16 protein-coding genes are annotated in these 17110 nt (G+C 60.6%); 11 read left to right on the forward strand and 5 right to left on the reverse strand.

From position 1 onward, the window contains the following. Positions 1 to 14: 14 nt before the first annotated feature. The 6 genes from HV796_RS28850 to arcC all read left to right on the forward strand — a co-directional run bounded on the left by HV796_RS28850 (position 15) and on the right by arcC (position 6975). A complete protein-coding gene (locus HV796_RS28850) occupies positions 15 to 152 on the forward strand; it encodes a hypothetical protein (protein ID WP_281369883.1) in 138 nt (45 codons plus the stop codon). Positions 153 to 162: 10 nt separating this feature from the next. Continuing rightward, entirely contained in the window at positions 163 to 1797 is a 1635-nt protein-coding gene (locus HV796_RS28855) for an NAD-dependent malic enzyme (RefSeq protein WP_175230255.1), read from the forward strand. A gap of 376 nt (positions 1798 to 2173) precedes the next feature. Further along, positions 2174 to 3631: an arginine-ornithine antiporter gene (gene arcD / locus HV796_RS28860; RefSeq protein WP_175230258.1), complete on the forward strand. Its 1458-nt coding sequence runs from the start codon at positions 2174 to 2176 to the stop codon at positions 3629 to 3631. 21 nt (positions 3632 to 3652) lie between these two features. After that, positions 3653 to 4906, forward strand: coding sequence for an arginine deiminase (arcA, locus tag HV796_RS28865; protein ID WP_175230261.1), 1254 nt, complete (start codon positions 3653 to 3655; stop codon positions 4904 to 4906). A 37-nt stretch (positions 4907 to 4943) separates the two neighbouring features. After that, a complete protein-coding gene (locus HV796_RS28870) occupies positions 4944 to 5954 on the forward strand; it encodes an ornithine carbamoyltransferase (protein WP_175230264.1) in 1011 nt (336 codons plus the stop codon). 79 nt (positions 5955 to 6033) lie between these two features. Further along, positions 6034 to 6975 carry a carbamate kinase gene (gene arcC, locus HV796_RS28875; RefSeq protein ID WP_217478029.1) on the forward strand — a complete coding sequence of 314 codons (942 nt, stop codon included), beginning with the start codon at positions 6034 to 6036 and terminating at the stop codon, positions 6973 to 6975. Between the two features lie 36 nt (positions 6976 to 7011). Here the strand turns inward: arcC and HV796_RS28880 are convergent, their stop codons facing one another. The 3 genes from HV796_RS28880 to HV796_RS28890 are packed head-to-tail and all read right to left on the reverse strand — an operon-like array spanning position 7012 to position 10380. Next, positions 7012 to 7899, reverse strand: a complete 888-nt coding sequence (locus HV796_RS28880; RefSeq protein WP_175230273.1) for a hypothetical protein — start codon at positions 7897 to 7899, stop codon at positions 7012 to 7014. Positions 7900 to 7957: 58 nt separating this feature from the next. Beyond that, positions 7958 to 8875 (reverse strand): DUF2950 domain-containing protein, encoded by a 918-nt coding sequence (locus tag HV796_RS28885; protein ID WP_175230276.1) that lies wholly within the window; start codon positions 8873 to 8875, stop codon positions 7958 to 7960. Between the two features lie 11 nt (positions 8876 to 8886). Further along, positions 8887 to 10380: a DUF3300 domain-containing protein gene (locus HV796_RS28890; RefSeq protein WP_175230279.1), complete on the reverse strand. Its 1494-nt coding sequence runs from the start codon at positions 10378 to 10380 to the stop codon at positions 8887 to 8889. 257 nt (positions 10381 to 10637) lie between these two features. Here HV796_RS28890 and HV796_RS28895 point away from each other — a divergent pair, with 257 nt between their 5' ends. Continuing rightward, on the forward strand, positions 10638 to 11666 hold the full coding sequence (locus HV796_RS28895; RefSeq protein WP_175230281.1) for a BamA/TamA family outer membrane protein: 1029 nt from the start codon (positions 10638 to 10640) through the stop codon (positions 11664 to 11666). 63 nt (positions 11667 to 11729) lie between these two features. Beyond that, the gene (locus HV796_RS28900) at positions 11730 to 11987 is read left to right on the forward strand and encodes an RNA recognition motif domain-containing protein (protein WP_175230285.1); all 258 of its coding nucleotides are present in this window, start codon (positions 11730 to 11732) and stop codon (positions 11985 to 11987) included. Between the two features lie 71 nt (positions 11988 to 12058). On the opposite strand, the gene HV796_RS28905 is transcribed toward HV796_RS28900, so the two are convergent. Both HV796_RS28905 and HV796_RS28910 read right to left on the reverse strand, forming a co-directional pair. Next, positions 12059 to 12457 carry a hypothetical protein gene (locus HV796_RS28905; protein ID WP_246356097.1) on the reverse strand — a complete coding sequence of 133 codons (399 nt, stop codon included), beginning with the start codon at positions 12455 to 12457 and terminating at the stop codon, positions 12059 to 12061. A gap of 26 nt (positions 12458 to 12483) precedes the next feature. After that, a complete protein-coding gene (locus HV796_RS28910; protein WP_175230288.1) occupies positions 12484 to 12960 on the reverse strand; it encodes a YMGG-like glycine zipper-containing protein in 477 nt (158 codons plus the stop codon). 336 nt (positions 12961 to 13296) lie between these two features. Here HV796_RS28910 and HV796_RS28915 point away from each other — a divergent pair, with 336 nt between their 5' ends. From HV796_RS28915 to HV796_RS28930, 3 genes are all read left to right on the forward strand, one after another. Next, positions 13297 to 13800, forward strand: a complete 504-nt coding sequence (locus tag HV796_RS28915) for a hypothetical protein (RefSeq protein WP_175230405.1) — start codon at positions 13297 to 13299, stop codon at positions 13798 to 13800. A gap of 17 nt (positions 13801 to 13817) precedes the next feature. Continuing rightward, on the forward strand, positions 13818 to 14033 hold the full coding sequence (locus HV796_RS28920) for a DUF2964 family protein (protein WP_175230293.1): 216 nt from the start codon (positions 13818 to 13820) through the stop codon (positions 14031 to 14033). Between the two features lie 574 nt (positions 14034 to 14607). Beyond that, on the forward strand, positions 14608 to 17109 hold the full coding sequence (locus tag HV796_RS28930; protein WP_175230299.1) for a glycogen/starch/alpha-glucan phosphorylase: 2502 nt from the start codon (positions 14608 to 14610) through the stop codon (positions 17107 to 17109). Position 17110: the final 1 nt, after the last annotated feature.

Below are 17110 nucleotides of genomic sequence, written 5' to 3' on the forward strand. Positions count from 1 at the left end.
ACAAGGCCTCGAAGATCGCCCACCATGCGATGGACCACGACCAGACGCTCAGGCAGGCAGCGCTCGAACTCGGTTTCGTCACCGAAGCGGAGTTCGATCGCATTGTCGATGCCCGCAAGATGGTCAAGCCGTATGTCGCCACTGAACAATGAGGAGGTTTCGATGAGCACGCAGCAACCCACACTCGCCGGTTACGAGCTTCTACGCTACCCGCACCTGAACAAGGGCACCGCATTCACCGACGCTGAACGGCGCACTTATCACCTGGAAGGATTATTACCGCCGGGCTATCGCACGCTGGAATTGCAGATTGCGCGCGTCCATTCGGAGCTTGCGCATCTGGACGGCGACCTGCAGAAGTATCTCTATCTGTCAGACCTTCAGTCGCGCAATGAAACGATGTTCTATGCGACGTTAATGTCGGACCCTTCGCGCTTCATGCCGATCGTCTATACGCCGACGGTCGGCGAGGCCTGCCAGAAGTTTGATCACATCTATCGCGGCGCACGCGGCATGTACCTGCCGATCTCCGCGCGCGGCCGCATCAAGGCACTGCTGCAAAACTGGCCAGAGAAGGATGTGCGGTTTATCGTCGTGACCGACGGCGAACGCATTCTCGGCCTCGGCGACCTCGGCATCGGCGGCATGGGCATTCCGATCGGCAAGCTGTCGCTTTACACCGCGTGCGCCGGCGTGCCACCGCAGTACTGCATGCCGGTGACGCTCGACGTCGGCACCAACAACCATGAACTGCTGGAAGACCCGCTTTATCTCGGCCTGCGCCACGAGCGTGTACGCGGCGACGAATATCGCGCATTCGTCGGTGAATTCATTGATGCGGTGCAAGCGCTGTTTCCGAAATGCTGCGTGCAGTGGGAAGACTTCGCAAACTTCAATGCGGTGCCGCTGCTCGCGCACTACAAGGACAAGCTCTGCACCTATAACGACGACATTCAGGGCACCGCGGCGGTCGCACTTGCCGGTATCTTCGGCGCATTGCGAATTTCGGGCGGGAAGCTGACTGACCAACGTTTTCTGTTTCTGGGCGGCGGTTCGGCCGCAACCGGTATTGCCGAGCTGATCAGCGAAGCGATGACGCTGGAAGGACTGACCATCGACGAAGCGCGGGCGCGGCACGCGTTATTCGATGTGCACGGGTTGATGGTCAGGTCGCGTAGCGACCTTGCGGATTTCCAGAAGCCGTTCGCCGTGGACCACGCGCCGCTCGACAAATTCGTCGATGCGGTGAAGGCGCTGAAGCCCACCGGCATCATCGGTGTCAGCACGGTGCCGAAGCTGTTTAACCAGCAAGTGATCGAAGCGATGAGCGAGCTCAACGAACGGCCGATCATCTTCCCATACTCGAATCCGACCTCGCGTTCCGAATGCACGGCGGAAGAAGCCTATACATGGTCGAACGGGAACGCCATTTTCGCGAGCGGCAGTCCGTTTCCTCCGGTCACGCTTCACGATGGTCGCACGTTCGTGCCGGGGCAAGGAAACAATGTGTATATCTTCCCGGCGATGGGAATGGCCGTCTATGCGACCGAAGCGACACGCGTCACGGAGGAGATGTTTATCGTCGCGGCAAAGGCGGTAGCGGAGCAGGTCTCCGAGGAAAGTCTCGAGACCGGATTGATCTATCCGCCTCAGGCGAAGATTCTGGACGCATCGCTGCATGTGGCGGCACGGGTCGCCGAACACATCTTTGACAAAAACCTGGCTCGTGTGCCGCGCCCGAAAGACATCGAGGCCTATATCAGGGAACGCGCGTACAAGCCGGCCTATACAGCGTGATCAAAGCGGCGCCCATGCGGCGCCGCTCCCATCTTGCACGTTGATTAAGTGACCCCGTGAAACGTTAATTATCCTTACCAATTCACTGTTACTCTCAATCATGCCGACCGGACAATTCGTATCGTGTCCTTGAACAATTCGGCTTCATCTACCAGAATGACTTACGAAACACTTCATCCCTGATAGCAAGTATTGCTGGCAACGTGGATTGCAATAGCAAGAATCCCGTGTGCGCTTGTCAGTCCGTCGCGCTTATTTAGCATTCGGAATTAACTAGCCGAATTACACATGTCCTTGTGCAGGGTCTGCGTCCGAACGATGCCCATAAGGCGGAGATCGGCGCGGGACTCGCATGCGCCAGTCGCAGGGAGGAGACATGAACGAAGCAACGGGTGTCACTCACGCGGAGCCCACCACGCATAAGCTCAGGCTTGGTGCGCTCACTGCGCTGGTCATCGGCTCGATGGTCGGCGGAGGCATTTTCTCCTTACCGCAGAACATGGCCAATAGCGCCGATGTCGGCGCGGTGGTGATCGGATGGGTCATCACCGGCATCGGCATGCTGATGCTCGCGTTCGTGTTCCAGACTCTCGCGATCCGCAAACCCGATCTCGATGGCGGCGTCTATGCCTATGCGCAGGCCGGCTTCGGCGATTACATGGGTTTCTCATCCGCCTGGGGATACTGGATCAGCGCGTGGCTGGGAAATGTCGGCTACTTCGTTTTGCTCTTTAGCACGCTTGGCTACTTCTTCCCGATATTCGGCGAGGGGAACACCGTCATTGCGATCGTTTGCGCATCGGTGCTGTTGTGGTGTGTGCATGCGCTCGTGTTGCGCGGCATCAAGGAAGCGGCGTTTATCAATCAGGTTACGACGGTGGCCAAGATCGTGCCGCTCGTGCTGTTTATCGTGATCTGCTTCTTCGCATTCAAGCTCGACATTTTTACCGCGGACGTATGGGGCAAATCCAATCCGCAACTCGGCAGCGTGATGAATCAGGTGCGCAACATGATGCTCGTGACGGTGTGGGTATTCGTCGGCATCGAAGGTGCGAGCATTTTTTCAGCGCGCGCAGAAAGACGCAGCGACGTGGGTCGAGCAACCGTGATCGGCTTCCTGACGGTGCTGCTGGTGCTGGTGCTGGTCAACGTGCTTTCGCTCGGCATCATGACGCAACCGGATCTGGCCAAGCTTCAGAATCCGTCGATGGCGGGCGTGCTCGAACACGTCGTCGGCCATTGGGGCGCGATATTGATCAGCGTCGGCCTCGTCATTTCGCTTGCCGGCGCGTTGCTGTCATGGGTGCTGCTATGTGCGGAGATTCTGTTCTCCGCGGCAAAGGATCACACCATGCCCGCGTTTCTTCGCAGGGAAAACGCGAACAACGTACCAGCCAATGCGTTGTGGCTCACCAATGCGATGGTGCAGGTCTTTTTGATCATCACGCTGTTTTCGAAGGGCACCTATCTGTCGCTGATCTACCTCGCGACGTCGATGATCCTGGTGCCGTATCTGTGGTCCGTTTCGTATGCGTTTCTGCTCGCGATTCGCGGCGAAGGCTACGAGAAGGTCGCCGCATCGGTGCGCAACAAGGACCTGATCATTGCGGGAATCGCGGTGATCTATGCGGTATGGCTGCTTTACGCGGGCGGCGTTAAATACCTGTTGCTGTCGGCGCTGCTTTACGCGCCGGGCGCCATTCTGTTTGCAAAAGCCAAGCGCGAAAGCGGCCGGCCCGTTTTCACATCGATTGAAAAAGTGGTTTTTGCCGCCGTCGTGATTGCAGCGGTCGTTGCGGCATTCGGACTCTACAAGGGGTTCCTGACGCTCTGATTCTGTGATGGGAGAAACGCGATGAGTACCGAGGTCAATAAGCTGGGTGCCTATTCCGAGGTCGGCAAGCTACGCAAGGTGATGGTTTCGTCGCCTGGACTCGCGCATCAGCGGCTCACACCTAGCAACTGCGACGAGCTCCTGTTCGACGACGTGATCTGGGTCAGCCAGGCAAAGCGCGACCATTTCGACTTCGTGACCAAGATGCGCGAGCGCGGCGTCGAGGTGCTCGACGTGCACAACCTGCTGACGCAGACGCTCGATAACCCGGAAGCCCGCACCTGGGTGCTGGATCGCAGAATCAACGACGATACCGTCGGCGTGGGCTTGAGCAATGAAGTGCGCTCGTGGATGAACGAACTGGAGTCGCGCAGGCTCGCCGAATTCCTGATCGGCGGCGCGTCGATCGACGACATCCCAGCCAGCGATGCGCCTGTCGTCAAGCTATTTCGCGAATACATCGGCTATTCGAGCTTCCTGTTGTCACCGCTGCCGAACATGGTGTTTACCCGCGATACGACTTGCTGGATCTACGGCGGCGTGACGCTCAATCCGATGTATTGGCCGGCCCGGCGCAGGGAGACGCTGCTCGCCAGCGCGATCTACAAGTTCCACCCGAGCTTCGTGAATCAGGACTTTGAAGTCTGGTACGGCGACCCTGACAAGGATCACGGCGCATCGACACTGGAAGGCGGCGACGTGATGCCGATTGGCAAAGGCGTCGTGCTGATCGGCATGGGCGAGCGTACGTCGCGCCAGGCCATCGGCCAGGTCGCACGCGCGCTATTCGCAAAGGGCGCGGCCCAGCAGGTAATGGTCGCGGGGCTGCCGAAATCACGGGCCGCGATGCACCTCGATACGGTCTTCAGCTTCTGCGACCGCGACCTCGTCACGATCTTCCCCGAAGTGGTCAATCAGATCATCACCTTCTCGCTCAGGCCCGATGAGAAAAGCGCCTATGGCATGAGCATCCAGCGCGAAGACAAGCCGTTTGTCAAAGCCGTCGGCGATGCGCTGGGCCTGAAGGAACTGCGCGTCGTCGAAACGGGCGGCAACTCGTTCGCCGCGGAGCGTGAACAATGGGACGACGGTAACAACATGGTCTGTGTCGAGCCCGGCGTGGTGATCGGCTACGACCGCAATACGTTTACCAACACGCTGCTACGCAAGGCCGGTGTCGAAGTGATCACGATCACCGCCAGCGAACTGGGCCGCGGACGCGGCGGCGGCCACTGCATGACCTGCCCGGTTCAGCGCGACGCGGTCGATTACTGAAGCGTTAGCACGACATTTCATTCGACGGAGACGACTCATGGCCTTCAATCTGCGAAATCGTAGCCTACTCAGTCTGATGCATCACAGCACGCGCGATTTACTCTATCTGCTCGATCTGTCGCGCGACCTCAAGCGCGCCAAGTATGCAGGCACGGAGCAGCAGCACCTGTGTCGCAAGGAGATTGCGCTGATCTTCGAAAAAACATCCACGCGCACGCGTTGCGCGTTCGAAGTCGCCGCGCACGATCAGGGGGCGAATGTCACGTACATCGACCCGACGTCGTCGCAAATCGGGCACAAGGAGAGCATGAAGGATACCGCTCGCGTGCTAGGCCGCATGTACGACGCGATCGAGTATCGTGGCTTTAGCCAGGAGATTGTCGAAGAACTCGCGCACTATGCAGGGGTACCGGTCTTCAATGGCCTGACCGACGAGTATCACCCGACGCAAATGCTTGCCGACGTGCTGACCATGCGCGAACACGCGGACAAACCGCTTCACGACATCAGCTATACGTATCTCGGCGATGCGCGCAACAACATGGGCAATTCGTTGCTGCTGATCGGCGCAAAGCTCGGCATGGAAGTGCGCATCGGCGCGCCGAAGTCGCTATGGCCCAGCAAGGAACATATCGCGGCCTGCGAGAAGTTCGCAAAGGCAAGCGGCGCGCGCATGAAACTGACTGAAGATCCGAAAGAAGCGGTGAAAGGGGTGGACTTCATCCACACGGACGTATGGGTGTCGATGGGCGAGCCCGTCGAAGCATGGGACGAGCGCATCAAGGAATTGCTGCCGTACCAGGTCAATATGGCGTTGCTCCAATCGACCGGTAACCCGCGCACGAAGTTCATGCACTGCCTGCCTGCGTTCCACAATAGCGAAACGAAGGTCGGCAAACAGATCGCGGAACGGTATCCGCATCTGGCGAACGGCATCGAAGTAACGGAAGACGTATTCGAATCCGACTACAACATCGCATTCGAACAGGCGGAAAACCGGATGCATACGATCAAGGCGATTCTCGTCTCGACGTTGGCCGACATCTGATTGCGTCGGGCCTCGCTCCAGTCTGCGCAGCCGTGTGGCGCTACGGCCCCTGCGGCTGCGCGCAATTTCGGAGGGATCTATCGTGCGCCTAGTGATTGCTTTGGGCGGTAACGCGCTATTGCAGCGCGGCCAGCCGATGACGGATAGCCAGCAGCGCGACAATGTGAGGATCGCCGCCGCGCAAATTGCGAAAGTCGCACCAGGCAACGAGCTCGTGGTTGCGCACGGCAACGGTCCGCAAGTCGGTCTGCTTGCGCTGCAAAGCGCGGCCTACAAGGAGGTCACGCCTTATCCGCTCGATGTGCTCGGCGCACAGACCGAGGGCATGATCGGGTACATGATCGAACAGGAATTGGGCAACCTGCTGCCGTTCGAGGTGCCGTTCGCGACCATTCTGACGCAAGTCGAAGTCGATCCCGACGACCCCGCGTTCAAGCGTCCAACCAAGCCCATCGGGCCGGTTTACACGAAGGAAGAAGCGGAACGCTTCGCAAAGGAAAAAGGCTGGAGCATCGCGCCGGACGGCGACAAGTTTCGTCGCGTGGTCGCCAGTCCGCGGCCGCACCGAATCTTTGAAATCCGGCCGGTCAAATGGCTGCTCGAGAAAGGCACGATTGTGATCTGCGCGGGCGGCGGCGGCATTCCGACTTCCTATGGACCGAATCGTCAGTTGCACGGCGTGGAAGCGGTGATCGACAAGGACCTGTGCTCCGCGCTGCTCGCGCAGGAGCTCGAAGCCGATCTGCTGATCATTGCCACCGATGTCAACGCAGCGTATGTCGACTGGGGCAAGCCGACACAGAAAGCCATTGCGCGCGCGCACCCGGATGACCTCGATCAGCTCGGGTTCGCGTCCGGATCGATGGGACCGAAGGTGCAAGCCGCGATGGAGTTCGCGCGCAACACCGGAAATGACGCGGTGATCGGCGCGCTGCCCGATATCGTGGCGATTGTCGAGCGCGCCGCCGGCACGCGTATCAGCACGCGCGAACATGGGATGCAGTTTTATCCGCCCGCCTAGTACCCGGGCCCGCGATGGGCCCACGCGCACAGACGTCTAACGTGCCGGTGCACGGCCAGGTTGCGCGGACGAAGGTGACGGCACGGCGGGCGGTGTGTCAGACGGAGTTTCGCCGCCGGCCGGCGCCTTTTTTTGTGCGACCGACTGCAGGATGCTGATCAACAGAATGAAGTCGCGGCCTGGATCGGGCATCGACAGGATCGCATGCATCGTCACGCGTGTTGCCCAGCATGTGTCGCTGGGCGTGGCCTGAGCAGGATTGGCCGAATAGTTTTTGAAGCGTGTCATATCGGATTCATCGCCGCTTAACTGCGCGAACAGCGCATGCGCAAGCTGCAGTTTCGCAGCGGCGTACTGCTCGTGCGTGGGCAAAACGATAGGGGCATTGAGCGCGTCACTCACCATCACCTTCGCCAGCAGATCGAAATATTGCGCGGCGTCCGCATCGGACATTTCGCGCAGCGAGACCCGGTTCATCACGTCGTTCATATCGACAAGGCCAAAGCAATCAACCGGAACCAGTTCGTCGAGAAACTTCGACAGAAGCTGGACATAACTCAGCCTGTCGGCCGCGGAAAGCCGTACCAGCCCGTTCAGCAGCACCGTTTCCCGCGTCTGCGTATCAAGAAATAGCCGGCCGAGACCTTGCGCGCCACCCGGAATAGCCGACGCGATAATCGGGTCGTGCCGCATTTTATTAATCCACGTGCGGACGATTTGCGCCTTGGCGGAATCGGGTTCGATGCCCTGCTCGCGAAACATCTGATCGAAGTAGCGCTGCTCGGACTGCCGCGATAGCCTCGGCAATTCGGCGGCTTGCGGAACCAAGACGTCGTCCCAGTCGTAACGCAGTGCCGCGTTAGCGAACGTCGCGGCGAAAAGCGTGACGATGAGCGAGGTCAGGCAAACGGAGAGCCGGTTCATGCTGCCCCCCCGAAGCGAACGAGGCGGCACAGAGGCCTGTCGCCGCGCGCCGTTCGCATCAAGGCGCGACTTTCGTCCAGCCCGGTCCGGGATCGAACGACTTCATGGCGCTTGCGACGGCCGCGCCATCCGGGCCCAGGTCCCGTTGATAGACCTGCCCCGCATGACTCACCATAAAGCTCTTGATGCCCGTGTCGCCATATTTCACGGGCCATGCGACTACCGCGAAGCCGCCGAACAGCCGGCCATGCGTCATATAGTCGTAGGCGCCGCCCGGCGCGTGCGGGCCCTGCGACGTGAGCAGCTTGTAGTGATAGCCGTGATATCCGGCCTCCCCGGCTTTACGCGCGCCCGCCTTGATAAAGGCTGGGCCGAGCGGACTGGGCGGTTCGTTCGCCTGCGTCGGCCAATAGAGGCCGTCCTGCTTGCCTGGCGAACTCCTTAGTTTCGACGCATACGCGAGCAAACCGTCTCCGTTGTGATCGGTCGACGCGTATTCGCGCTGTGCGTCGTAGATCGCGAGCATGGTCTGGATCACCGCGAGCTCGTTGCGTCCGATGCGGCGTGCGCGCATTTCTTCGGCACCCGCATGAGTGTCGAAGTGCCACCCTTGCGACGACTTCACGAGTGGAATCGGCAACGTCCAACCATCGTTGCCGACTGCAATTCGCGCATGAGTCGCATCGACTGACTGAACCGTATGCGATACGCCCCATTCATCGATAAAGCGATCGCGCACGTCGGCGCCGACCGGCGGAATCAGCTGACGGAAGTCCTGGCCGAAGAGCGATTGCAGCCCCGCTTCCTGATTGTGAATGACCGCATCGCCGAACGCGTCCATCGCCGCTTCCGGAGTACTGAAGTTCTTTTCCGCGTGAGCGGCGGACAGCGTCGCGACGCTGAACACGCACGCCGCCGCGATCATGCGAAGCGCGCCAGCGAGCGACGCGGATGCAAACCGTAACCATGGCTTCATGCTGTCGCCTCCTAGCGCCTGCCGCCGCGCGCGCCACCGCCGCCACCCCGCATTCCGCCGCCGCTCGGCCGGTTAAAGCCCGAGCCCTGCATGCTGGAACGTCCGCGATCCGCGCTGCGCTGCGTCGCACCACCCGCGCCTACGCCTTGAAATGCATTGTCGCGCCCGCCACCTCCACCACCGCCAAAGCCGCCGCCGCCAACCTGATCGCTTGCGCGGTTAAAGTTGCCAGCGCCCGCGCCGCCCCGGTTCGATGCGCCGCCGCGATCATTCAGGTTGGACCGATCCGCGGTCGTCGCCCGATTGCCGGCGCCTCCCCGGTCAGCGGTTGTCGCGCGATTGCCGGCGTTTCCGCGATCAGCTGTTGTTGCGCGATTGCCGGCGTTTCCCCGGTCAGCCGTTGCAGCGCGATTGCCCGCGCCCGCCCGATCGGCAGTGGCTGCGCGATTGCCCGTTCCCGCACGATCCGCGACGCTGGCGCGCTGATTCGTACCGTTATTGCGTCCACGGAAATCGGATCGTCCTTCCGCGCCGGGAACGTTGCCTGCGTATTTGTTACGCGTCGCGTTGTCGCGATACGCGACGCCCTGCCGATGGCTCCCATCATGCTGCCAGCGGTTGCCGTTGCCCTGCACCTTCGTGCGATCGAAGTTGCGATCGATGTTCGCCGCTTTGTTGACATTGATATTGACGTCGCCGCCGCCCCAGTTGCAGTCGCTGAAAATCGCGCCTGCAGCGGCAAGACCGATGCCCCACGCAAAGCCAGTCGCGAGCGCCGCGCCCGGATAGTAAGCGGGCGGCGGCGGCCAGTAGTACGGCGGATAAGTCGGATAGCTCCACGCGCCGTAAACGACCGTCGGGTTATAGGCCGGAACGTAAATTACCTCCGGATTCGCGGGCTCGATGCGCACAATGGTCTGCGTGGGGGGCTGGCCTCCGCCTGCGGGAGGGGGCGCCTGCTCGACGACCACCTTCTGCTGCTCGGTCGACTTGAGGTTGCCTGCTTCCTGCGCACGCGCGCGCAACCGCTGAATCGCGGCGAAAACGTCCTTTTCCTGCGCCAGAAATGCATCGCCCAATTTTTGCGTCCAGTCGAGCTTGTCATTCATCGGCTCGAGGATCTGCGGAAACGCCACAAGCGACTTCACGCTGACATCCCAGGGCTCATTCTCGACAGCCTTGACGGCCGCATCGCCCTTCAGCTTCGGGTTGGCCTTGGCCCAGCGCGCCGCATGCACGATCTCAAGCGGATAAGTCGACGCCATCAGCACTTGCGACAGAACAGAGTCCGGATAAAGCGCAATCGGCGCGACCAGCGCTTCGATTTCCTCGGGCTTGAATGGAACAGGCTGATTGGGTTGAGCAGACGGGGCCGGTTGAGCGGGTTGAGCGGGCTGCGGCTGTGCGGGCTCGGTTTGGGCATGCGTAAAACCAGCCGCCGACGTCAGCATGACGAGTAGCCACATGCGCACGGCTCGGGCCCATCGTTCGTTATGCGAGGACATGGCCGCTCCTTGGGTGGGGGCGTCAACTCAATATGATGTTAGGACATTCACCGCCATTTTGTAACGCGGTAACGCACTCAAGTGGAAAATGTCAAAACATCGGCCAATGCATTGATGTGAACCACTAATTGACGTTTGTGAAAATTCTTTATCGGCTCGTAACCATCGCTTTGCTTGCCGCTTCAACGTTGCGCGTGCCGGCCGCCATCGCGGGTGAGAACCTGCCTGAAGCGGCAAATGCCAGTACCGGATTGGACATGAGCAACTTCCTGTTGCGCAGCAATGGTGTATTGCCGGTGCCGATCTTCATCACGGAACCGGCGATCGGCTATGGGCTGGGCGTCGCCTTGCTTCATTTCAGCCTGCCTGACGGCGCCGACGTCGATCAATCCGCATCGCCCGACGGCAATCCCGACGGTAAGACCGCACGCCCCAACATCACGGGGATTGCCGGCTTCGCAACCGGAACGCATAGCTGGGGCGCCGCGGCACTGCATACGCATTCGTGGGACGACGACCGGATTCGCTATACGGGCATCATCGGCAAGATCAATTTGCAGCTGAGCTACTACGGCGTGCAGCAGCAAGCGCGGTCGTATCAACTGGACGGCTTTGCGATGTTCCATGAATTGCTGTTTCGCCTCGGCGAGTCTCGATGGTATGTCGGCCCACGCTATACGTTCTTCGATTCGCATACACGGTTCGACTTCGGATTGCCGACCGACCACGGGAATTTCACCGCCGATCAGCGTGTCGCAAAGGGCGGGCTCGTTACCAGTTACGATTCCCGCGATAACAATTTCTATCCTTCATCGGGCACCTATGCGCAATTCGTCGCCGAGTTCGCTCGTGGCGGATTGGGGAGTACGTCTGATTTCGAGGTGCAGTCCGCCAAGGCATTTCACTGGATGCCGCTCGGTGAGCGCTGGGTGCTTGGCTTGCGCGTCGACAGCGGGTTTTCGCAAGGCAACATTCCGTTCTTCGCGCAGCCGTTCGTGGTGTTGCGCGGCGTGCCGGCCGCGAAATATCAGGACCGCAACCAGTTGACCACCGAAGTCGAGTTGCGCTGGAACGTCACACCGGACTGGTCGGTACTGGGGTTTTCCGGCGTCGGCCGCGCATACGGCAATCTTCACTCCTTTTCCGATGCGCCGGTCGCCTATGGGTTCGGCGCCGGGTTCCGCTATCTGCTCGTGCGCAAGATCGGCCTGACCATGGGCATCGATATCGCGCGAGGGCCAGGCCAGAACGCGTTCTATATCCAGATCGGCAGCCCGTGGCGATGACGGCACGTTCTACAATAAAACGACCGACGACATCAATGAACTGTCGATAGCAAGGAGGTCAAGATGGCCGAGCTCTGGGTAGCCAATATCGAAACCGACACGACCGACGAGGAAATCAGGCAGTTTCTGTGCGGATACGGGTTTCCACCATTCGACTCGATCCAGCGCGTCGAAGGAACCGGCTCACGCCCGGCCGTGCTGCTTGGGTTCGGCGACGTAGGCGCACATGCGCTGCGTAATCTGCAACCACGCGTGAACAACCTGTTCTGGAAAAACCGCACGTTGACGGTTCAGGTGATGCCGGAACGCGAGGAGTCCTGACGCTGCACAGCAGGCCAGCTAATGTCGCTCGCCTTGCGCTTAAAACCCCGCGGTACGTCGAGGTTCACCGTCTATTTTGGCGTGCATGCACCAAACATCACGAACGCATTGTCGCGGTTGACGATGGTCGAGGTCATCTCGCCGGTCGCGGAATCGATCACCAGCGTCCATCCAAAGCCGAGCTCCGTGCCTTGCAGCAGCACCTGACCCGGCGTTTTGTCGATTGACTCGATCGCCGTCGTGCGCGACGTTCCCTGGATCGTCTTCTTGGCGAAATCGATTCTCATGAATTGAGGCAAGCCGATATCGCCCGGCAGCGAGCGTTCGCACAGCACGCCAGGGTCGCACGAATGCGCGTCGTACGTCGCGCAGATGAGCGGCGTTTTGCCATCGAAATCCGCAGCAAGGCTCAACGCCGGCGCAAGCGCGCAGGCAACGGCGCATGAGATTGCTGTTAGGGTTCTCTTCACGGTCGTCACCTTTCGTAGCGTGGAAGCTAATTGATGGTGTAGCCTCGTCCGTTCATGCACGCCGAGACGGCGCGGTTGAATGTAGCCAGTTGCTGCGACGTGTCTTGCGCGACGGCCTGTTGCTGCTGCGACGCGGCGGCCGCATTTCGGCGCTGGCGAATGCCGCCGCCCACCGTTCCGGTCACCGCGCCGATTGCCGCGCCTTTACCTGCGTCACCCGCTATCGCGCCAATCGCCGCGCCCATCGCGGCGCCACCTGCGGCGCCGCGCACCCGTTCGCCTTGCGGCCCCGGTGGCGGCGGCTGGTTTGCCGCGCGTTGCGCAAGCGCGTTCGGGTCGACGCCGGTCGTTTGGCGTGCCCACGCTTCGCATTGGCCCATATCGCTTGCCTGCTGCTGCGGGCTCTGGCCCCTCGCGGGGTAGATGATCGGTTGCTGCGCATGCGCACTGCAGATCAGCAGCATGATCGCCAGTGCCGGCGCGAGTCGCATCGTCTGAGACATTTCGAGAACCTTTTGACGGCCCGCTTCAAGCCGTGCGGGCGGTTTCCTGTAATGGACGCGGCAGGTATCGATTGCTAACGTCGTTTGAACAAGGTCGTGTGGACCAGCAGCGCCGCGGCTTGCCCGTTTTCAATCGATTTGCCGCCACGATCGAGTATCGGACGGCGGCGCAGTAAACGATATTGGACCTTGATCCAATAGCGGGTGCCCTATCCGCGTATTAAGCTGGTTGGTCACTCGTGAGTTGGCACGACACGCAGGCATATTCGATCGGGATACTTAGCACTCTCCAACCAAGCGACGCAGCGCGCCGTGACCGTCGGCGGGAGAACCATGATGGGTAGGCGATTCGCGTGGTTGCGTACTTGCGCAACGGTGTTGGTGATATCCGCGTGTGCGCAGCCGCATCAGCAGATCCCGCCAGGCGCCGACGAAGCGTCGGTGATCTCGCGTCTTGGTCCCCCGCGCGAAACATACGATCTGCCGGATGGTGGCCGGCGCCTGATGTGGCCGACACAGCCGATGGGCACGACCACCACGGCGGTCGATATCGATGCGTCCGGGAACGTGGTCAGCGCGCGGCAAGTCCTCCAGGAGAGCGAGTTCAACCGCGCGCAGGTGGGCACATGGCCTCGCCACGACGTCCTGATCAACTTCGGCCGGCCGTTCCAGACGTCCTACTTCAGGCGGATGCAACGCGAAGTGTGGTCGTATCGCTATCAGGAAAACAACATCACCAACCTGCTGTTCAATTTTTACTTCGACGACCAGGGCGTTCTGCGTCTCACGCAGAAGACCCCAGACCTCACGCGCGATCCGGGCCTGCGCGGCAGGTTTTAGCAACGTTAGAGGCGACGATGAAGAAATCCGAACGACGAGTGGCTATCGCGCTGGTGGGTGTCGCGATCTGGCTCGGTGGACTTTATTCGGCGATTCACGGCTTGATTTATGACCGAATGACGGAGTTTCGCTACGGCGCGCTCGCGATATTTGTCGGCGTCGCGATAGCGGTAATCGCACTCAACCTGATATCGATTCGAAGGTCGCCGCAAAAGAAAGGGAAAGGCGCCTGATGACCAGGCTGTGACCGTCGCTACGAACGCCGGTTCAATGCGCATCGGAGGCCGGCGCCTGCGGCGATGTCTCCTTTTTTGATTTCGTCTGATTTTGCGTGGCGCCGCTCGCACTTCTCGCGGCACGGGCCTTTTCGTGCGCGGTCCGTTGCGCGTTCTGCATATGCTGCGTCACGCCGCCACCCGTTTGCGCGGACGCGTAATCGACCGACGCAACGCACAGCAAAAGGCAAGTTGTGGCAGCTAGAGCGGCTGGAAACGACCTGTTCATGACGTCTCTCCTGAAGCCGGCGCGCACGCGCCGCGGCACGCGAAAGCGGCCGGAATCGCGCCTTGCAATCTACGAATAGTAACGTATGCTGCGTTGTGGTACGCCCTTGGGCAATGCGAAAGCCATTTAAGTACAGAGGGTCCGCCGCCAGGCGCGACGCATCAGCAAGCATCGCCAAACGGGCTCTCAGGAAGCGGCGCTTTGCAGTGGGGAACACCCGCTGATCGCCGCATGGTGGCGCGCATGCAATTGCCTGTCGGTCGGCACGGTCTGCCTGGTCGACAGCAAGGACAAGGACTGCCCATGGACGAAGCCCTCACCATCACCTCGACACCCTGCGCGGAGCCTGCTCGCAGTGGTCTTGGCGTCGATGCGCTGAAACGCGACATTGTCGATAATCTGATCTGCCTGCAAGCGCGGTATCCGGAGATTGCGACCCCGCACGACTGGTATATGGCGCTCGCCTATGCGGTCCGCGACCGGATGATGGCCCGCCGGGTCGCGACCACGTACACCTATGTCGCGCGCAATGCGAAGGTCGCGTGCTATCTGTCCGCCGAGTTCCTGATCGGCCCGCAGCTCGGCAATAACCTGATCAACCTGGGCATCGAAAGCAATGCGCACGCCGCGTTGCAGACGCTCGGCATCGACCTCGATACGCTGGTTGCGATCGAGGAAGAACCGGGGCTCGGCAATGGCGGACTCGGGCGCCTCGCGGCCTGTTATCTCGACTCGCTGTCGACGCTCGAAATTCCGGCCATCGGCTATGGCATCCGCTACGAATTCGGCATCTTCGACCAGGAGATTCGTGACGGCTGGCAGGTCGAAGTGACCGACAAGTGGCTGCAAAAGGGTAACCCGTGGGAAATCCTGCGCCCAGATGTCGCGTTCTACGTGAACTTCGGCGGCCGCACCGAACAGGAAACCGATGCGCAGGGACACCTTCGCGTGCGCTGGATTCCAGCGTACACGGTCAAGGGCGTGGCCTGCGATACACCGCTGCCGGGCTATCGCGTCAACACGTGCAACACACTCAGGCTTTGGAAAAGCGAGGCCGTCGAATCGTTCGACCTGCAGGACTTCAATGCCGGCGACTACTACGAAGCTGTACACGAGAAGGTCCAGTCCGAGACGCTATCGAAGGTGCTCTATCCGAACGACGAGCCGGAAGCCGGCAAGCGCCTGCGGCTCGCGCAGCAGTACTTCTTCGTTTCATGCTCGCTGCAGGACATGCTGCGCTTGCTCGAGCTCAAAGGTGAATCGGTCGACCGCTTTGCGCATGTGTTCACGGCGCAACTGAACGACACGCATCCGTCGATCGCGGTCGCCGAGTTGATGCGCCTGCTCGTCGACGAGAAACTTCTTCCCTGGGACAAGGCGTGGGAGATCACGCGACACACACTCGCCTATACGAATCACACGCTGTTACCCGAGGCGCTGGAAACCTGGGGTTTGCCGCTGTTTCAAAGCTTGCTGCCGCGGTTGCTCGAAATCATCTATGAGATCAACCGGCGCTTTCTCGATGAAGTCCGCCTGCGCTATCCCGGCGACGACGCACGCCTCGCGCGTATGTCGCTCATTGATGAGAGTGGCGCGAAGCGGGTGCGTATGGCGCATCTGGCGACCGTCGGCAGCCATGCGGTCAATGGTGTGGCGGCGTTGCATACGCAACTGCTCGAGCAGACTGTGTTGCGCGATTTCGCCGACCTGTGGCCCGAGCGCTTCCACAACGTCACCAACGGCGTGACGCCGCGCCGCTTTATGGCGCTCAGCAACCCGGGCCTTGCAAAACTGCTGGACGAAACGGTCGGCGACGGCTGGGCAACCGACCTTGGCCTGCTGCGCAAACTCGATGCGTATGCCGACGATGCCGCATTCCAGGACCGCTGGCGCAGCGTGAAGCGGGCGAACAAAGAAAGGCTCGCCGCAAACATTCGCAGTGCGACGGGCATCGTGGTCGACCCGGCCGCACTGTTCGACATCCAGGTCAAACGCATTCACGAGTACAAGCGGCAGCACCTGAACGCGCTTTACATTATCGCGCTGTACCTGCGCCTACGCCGCGATCCGAAACTGGCCGTGCCCCCGCGTTGCTTCGTGTTCGGCGGCAAGGCGGCGCCAGGGTACGCGATGGCGAAGCTGATCATCCGTCTGATCAACGGCGTAGCCGAAGTCGTGAACCACGATCCGGCCGTAAACGGGCAGTTGAAGGTCGTGTTCTTCCCCGATTTCAATGTGAAGAACGCGCAATTCATCTATCCGGCGGCGAACCTGTCCGAACAGATTTCGACGGCTGGCAAGGAAGCGTCCGGCACGGGCAATATGAAATTCATGATGAACGGCGCACTGACGATCGGCACGCTGGATGGCGCCAACGTCGAGATTCGCGAGGAAGTGGGCGATGAAAACTTCTTCCTGTTCGGCCTGACTGCGGACGACGTGGAACGGGTGAAGCGCGAAGGCTATCGGCCCGCCGACTACGTGCGTGCCAACGAAGAACTGCAAGGTGTATTCGACTTGATCAGCAGCGGGCATTTTTCGCGCGGCGATCGCGAGATGTTCCGTCCACTGGTGGACAACCTGCTCAATCACGACCCGTTCCTCGTGCTGGCTGACTATGCAGCCTATGTGGCGCGCCAGCAGGACGTCAGCGCCGCGTGGCAGGACTCGCGGCACTGGACGCGCATGTCGATCGTTAATACCGCGCATTCGGGCAAGTTCTCGTCTGACCGCGCAATCCGTGAATACAGCGAACAGATCTGGGACATCAAGCCGGTGAGGATCGCTCTTGAGCAGCGAGTCTGAT

The sequence above is a fragment of the Paraburkholderia humisilvae genome, assembly GCF_902859855.1.
In the GTDB taxonomy this organism is placed as follows: domain Bacteria; phylum Pseudomonadota; class Gammaproteobacteria; order Burkholderiales; family Burkholderiaceae; genus Paraburkholderia; species Paraburkholderia humisilvae.

Excerpts from the sequence above, each read along its gene's own strand:
- HV796_RS28930 (WP_175230299.1), top strand. The coding sequence starts at position 14,608 with ATGGACGAAGCCCTCACCATCACCTCGACACCCTGCGCGGAGCCTGCT.
- HV796_RS28880 (WP_175230273.1), bottom strand. The coding sequence starts at position 7,899 with ATGAACCGGCTCTCCGTTTGCCTGACCTCGCTCATCGTCACGCTTTTC.
- HV796_RS28870 (WP_175230264.1), top strand. The coding sequence starts at position 4,944 with ATGGCCTTCAATCTGCGAAATCGTAGCCTACTCAGTCTGATGCATCAC.
- HV796_RS28920 (WP_175230293.1), top strand. The coding sequence starts at position 13,818 with ATGAAGAAATCCGAACGACGAGTGGCTATCGCGCTGGTGGGTGTCGCG.
- HV796_RS28855 (WP_175230255.1), top strand. The coding sequence starts at position 163 with ATGAGCACGCAGCAACCCACACTCGCCGGTTACGAGCTTCTACGCTAC.
- HV796_RS28890 (WP_175230279.1), bottom strand. The coding sequence starts at position 10,380 with ATGTCCTCGCATAACGAACGATGGGCCCGAGCCGTGCGCATGTGGCTA.
- HV796_RS28900 (WP_175230285.1), top strand. The coding sequence starts at position 11,730 with ATGGCCGAGCTCTGGGTAGCCAATATCGAAACCGACACGACCGACGAG.
- arcD (WP_175230258.1), top strand. The coding sequence starts at position 2,174 with ATGAACGAAGCAACGGGTGTCACTCACGCGGAGCCCACCACGCATAAG.
- arcA (WP_175230261.1), top strand. The coding sequence starts at position 3,653 with ATGAGTACCGAGGTCAATAAGCTGGGTGCCTATTCCGAGGTCGGCAAG.
- HV796_RS28915 (WP_175230405.1), top strand. The coding sequence starts at position 13,297 with ATGGGTAGGCGATTCGCGTGGTTGCGTACTTGCGCAACGGTGTTGGTG.
- HV796_RS28885 (WP_175230276.1), bottom strand. The coding sequence starts at position 8,875 with ATGAAGCCATGGTTACGGTTTGCATCCGCGTCGCTCGCTGGCGCGCTT.
- HV796_RS28895 (WP_175230281.1), top strand. The coding sequence starts at position 10,638 with ATGAGCAACTTCCTGTTGCGCAGCAATGGTGTATTGCCGGTGCCGATC.
- HV796_RS28910 (WP_175230288.1), bottom strand. The coding sequence starts at position 12,960 with ATGTCTCAGACGATGCGACTCGCGCCGGCACTGGCGATCATGCTGCTG.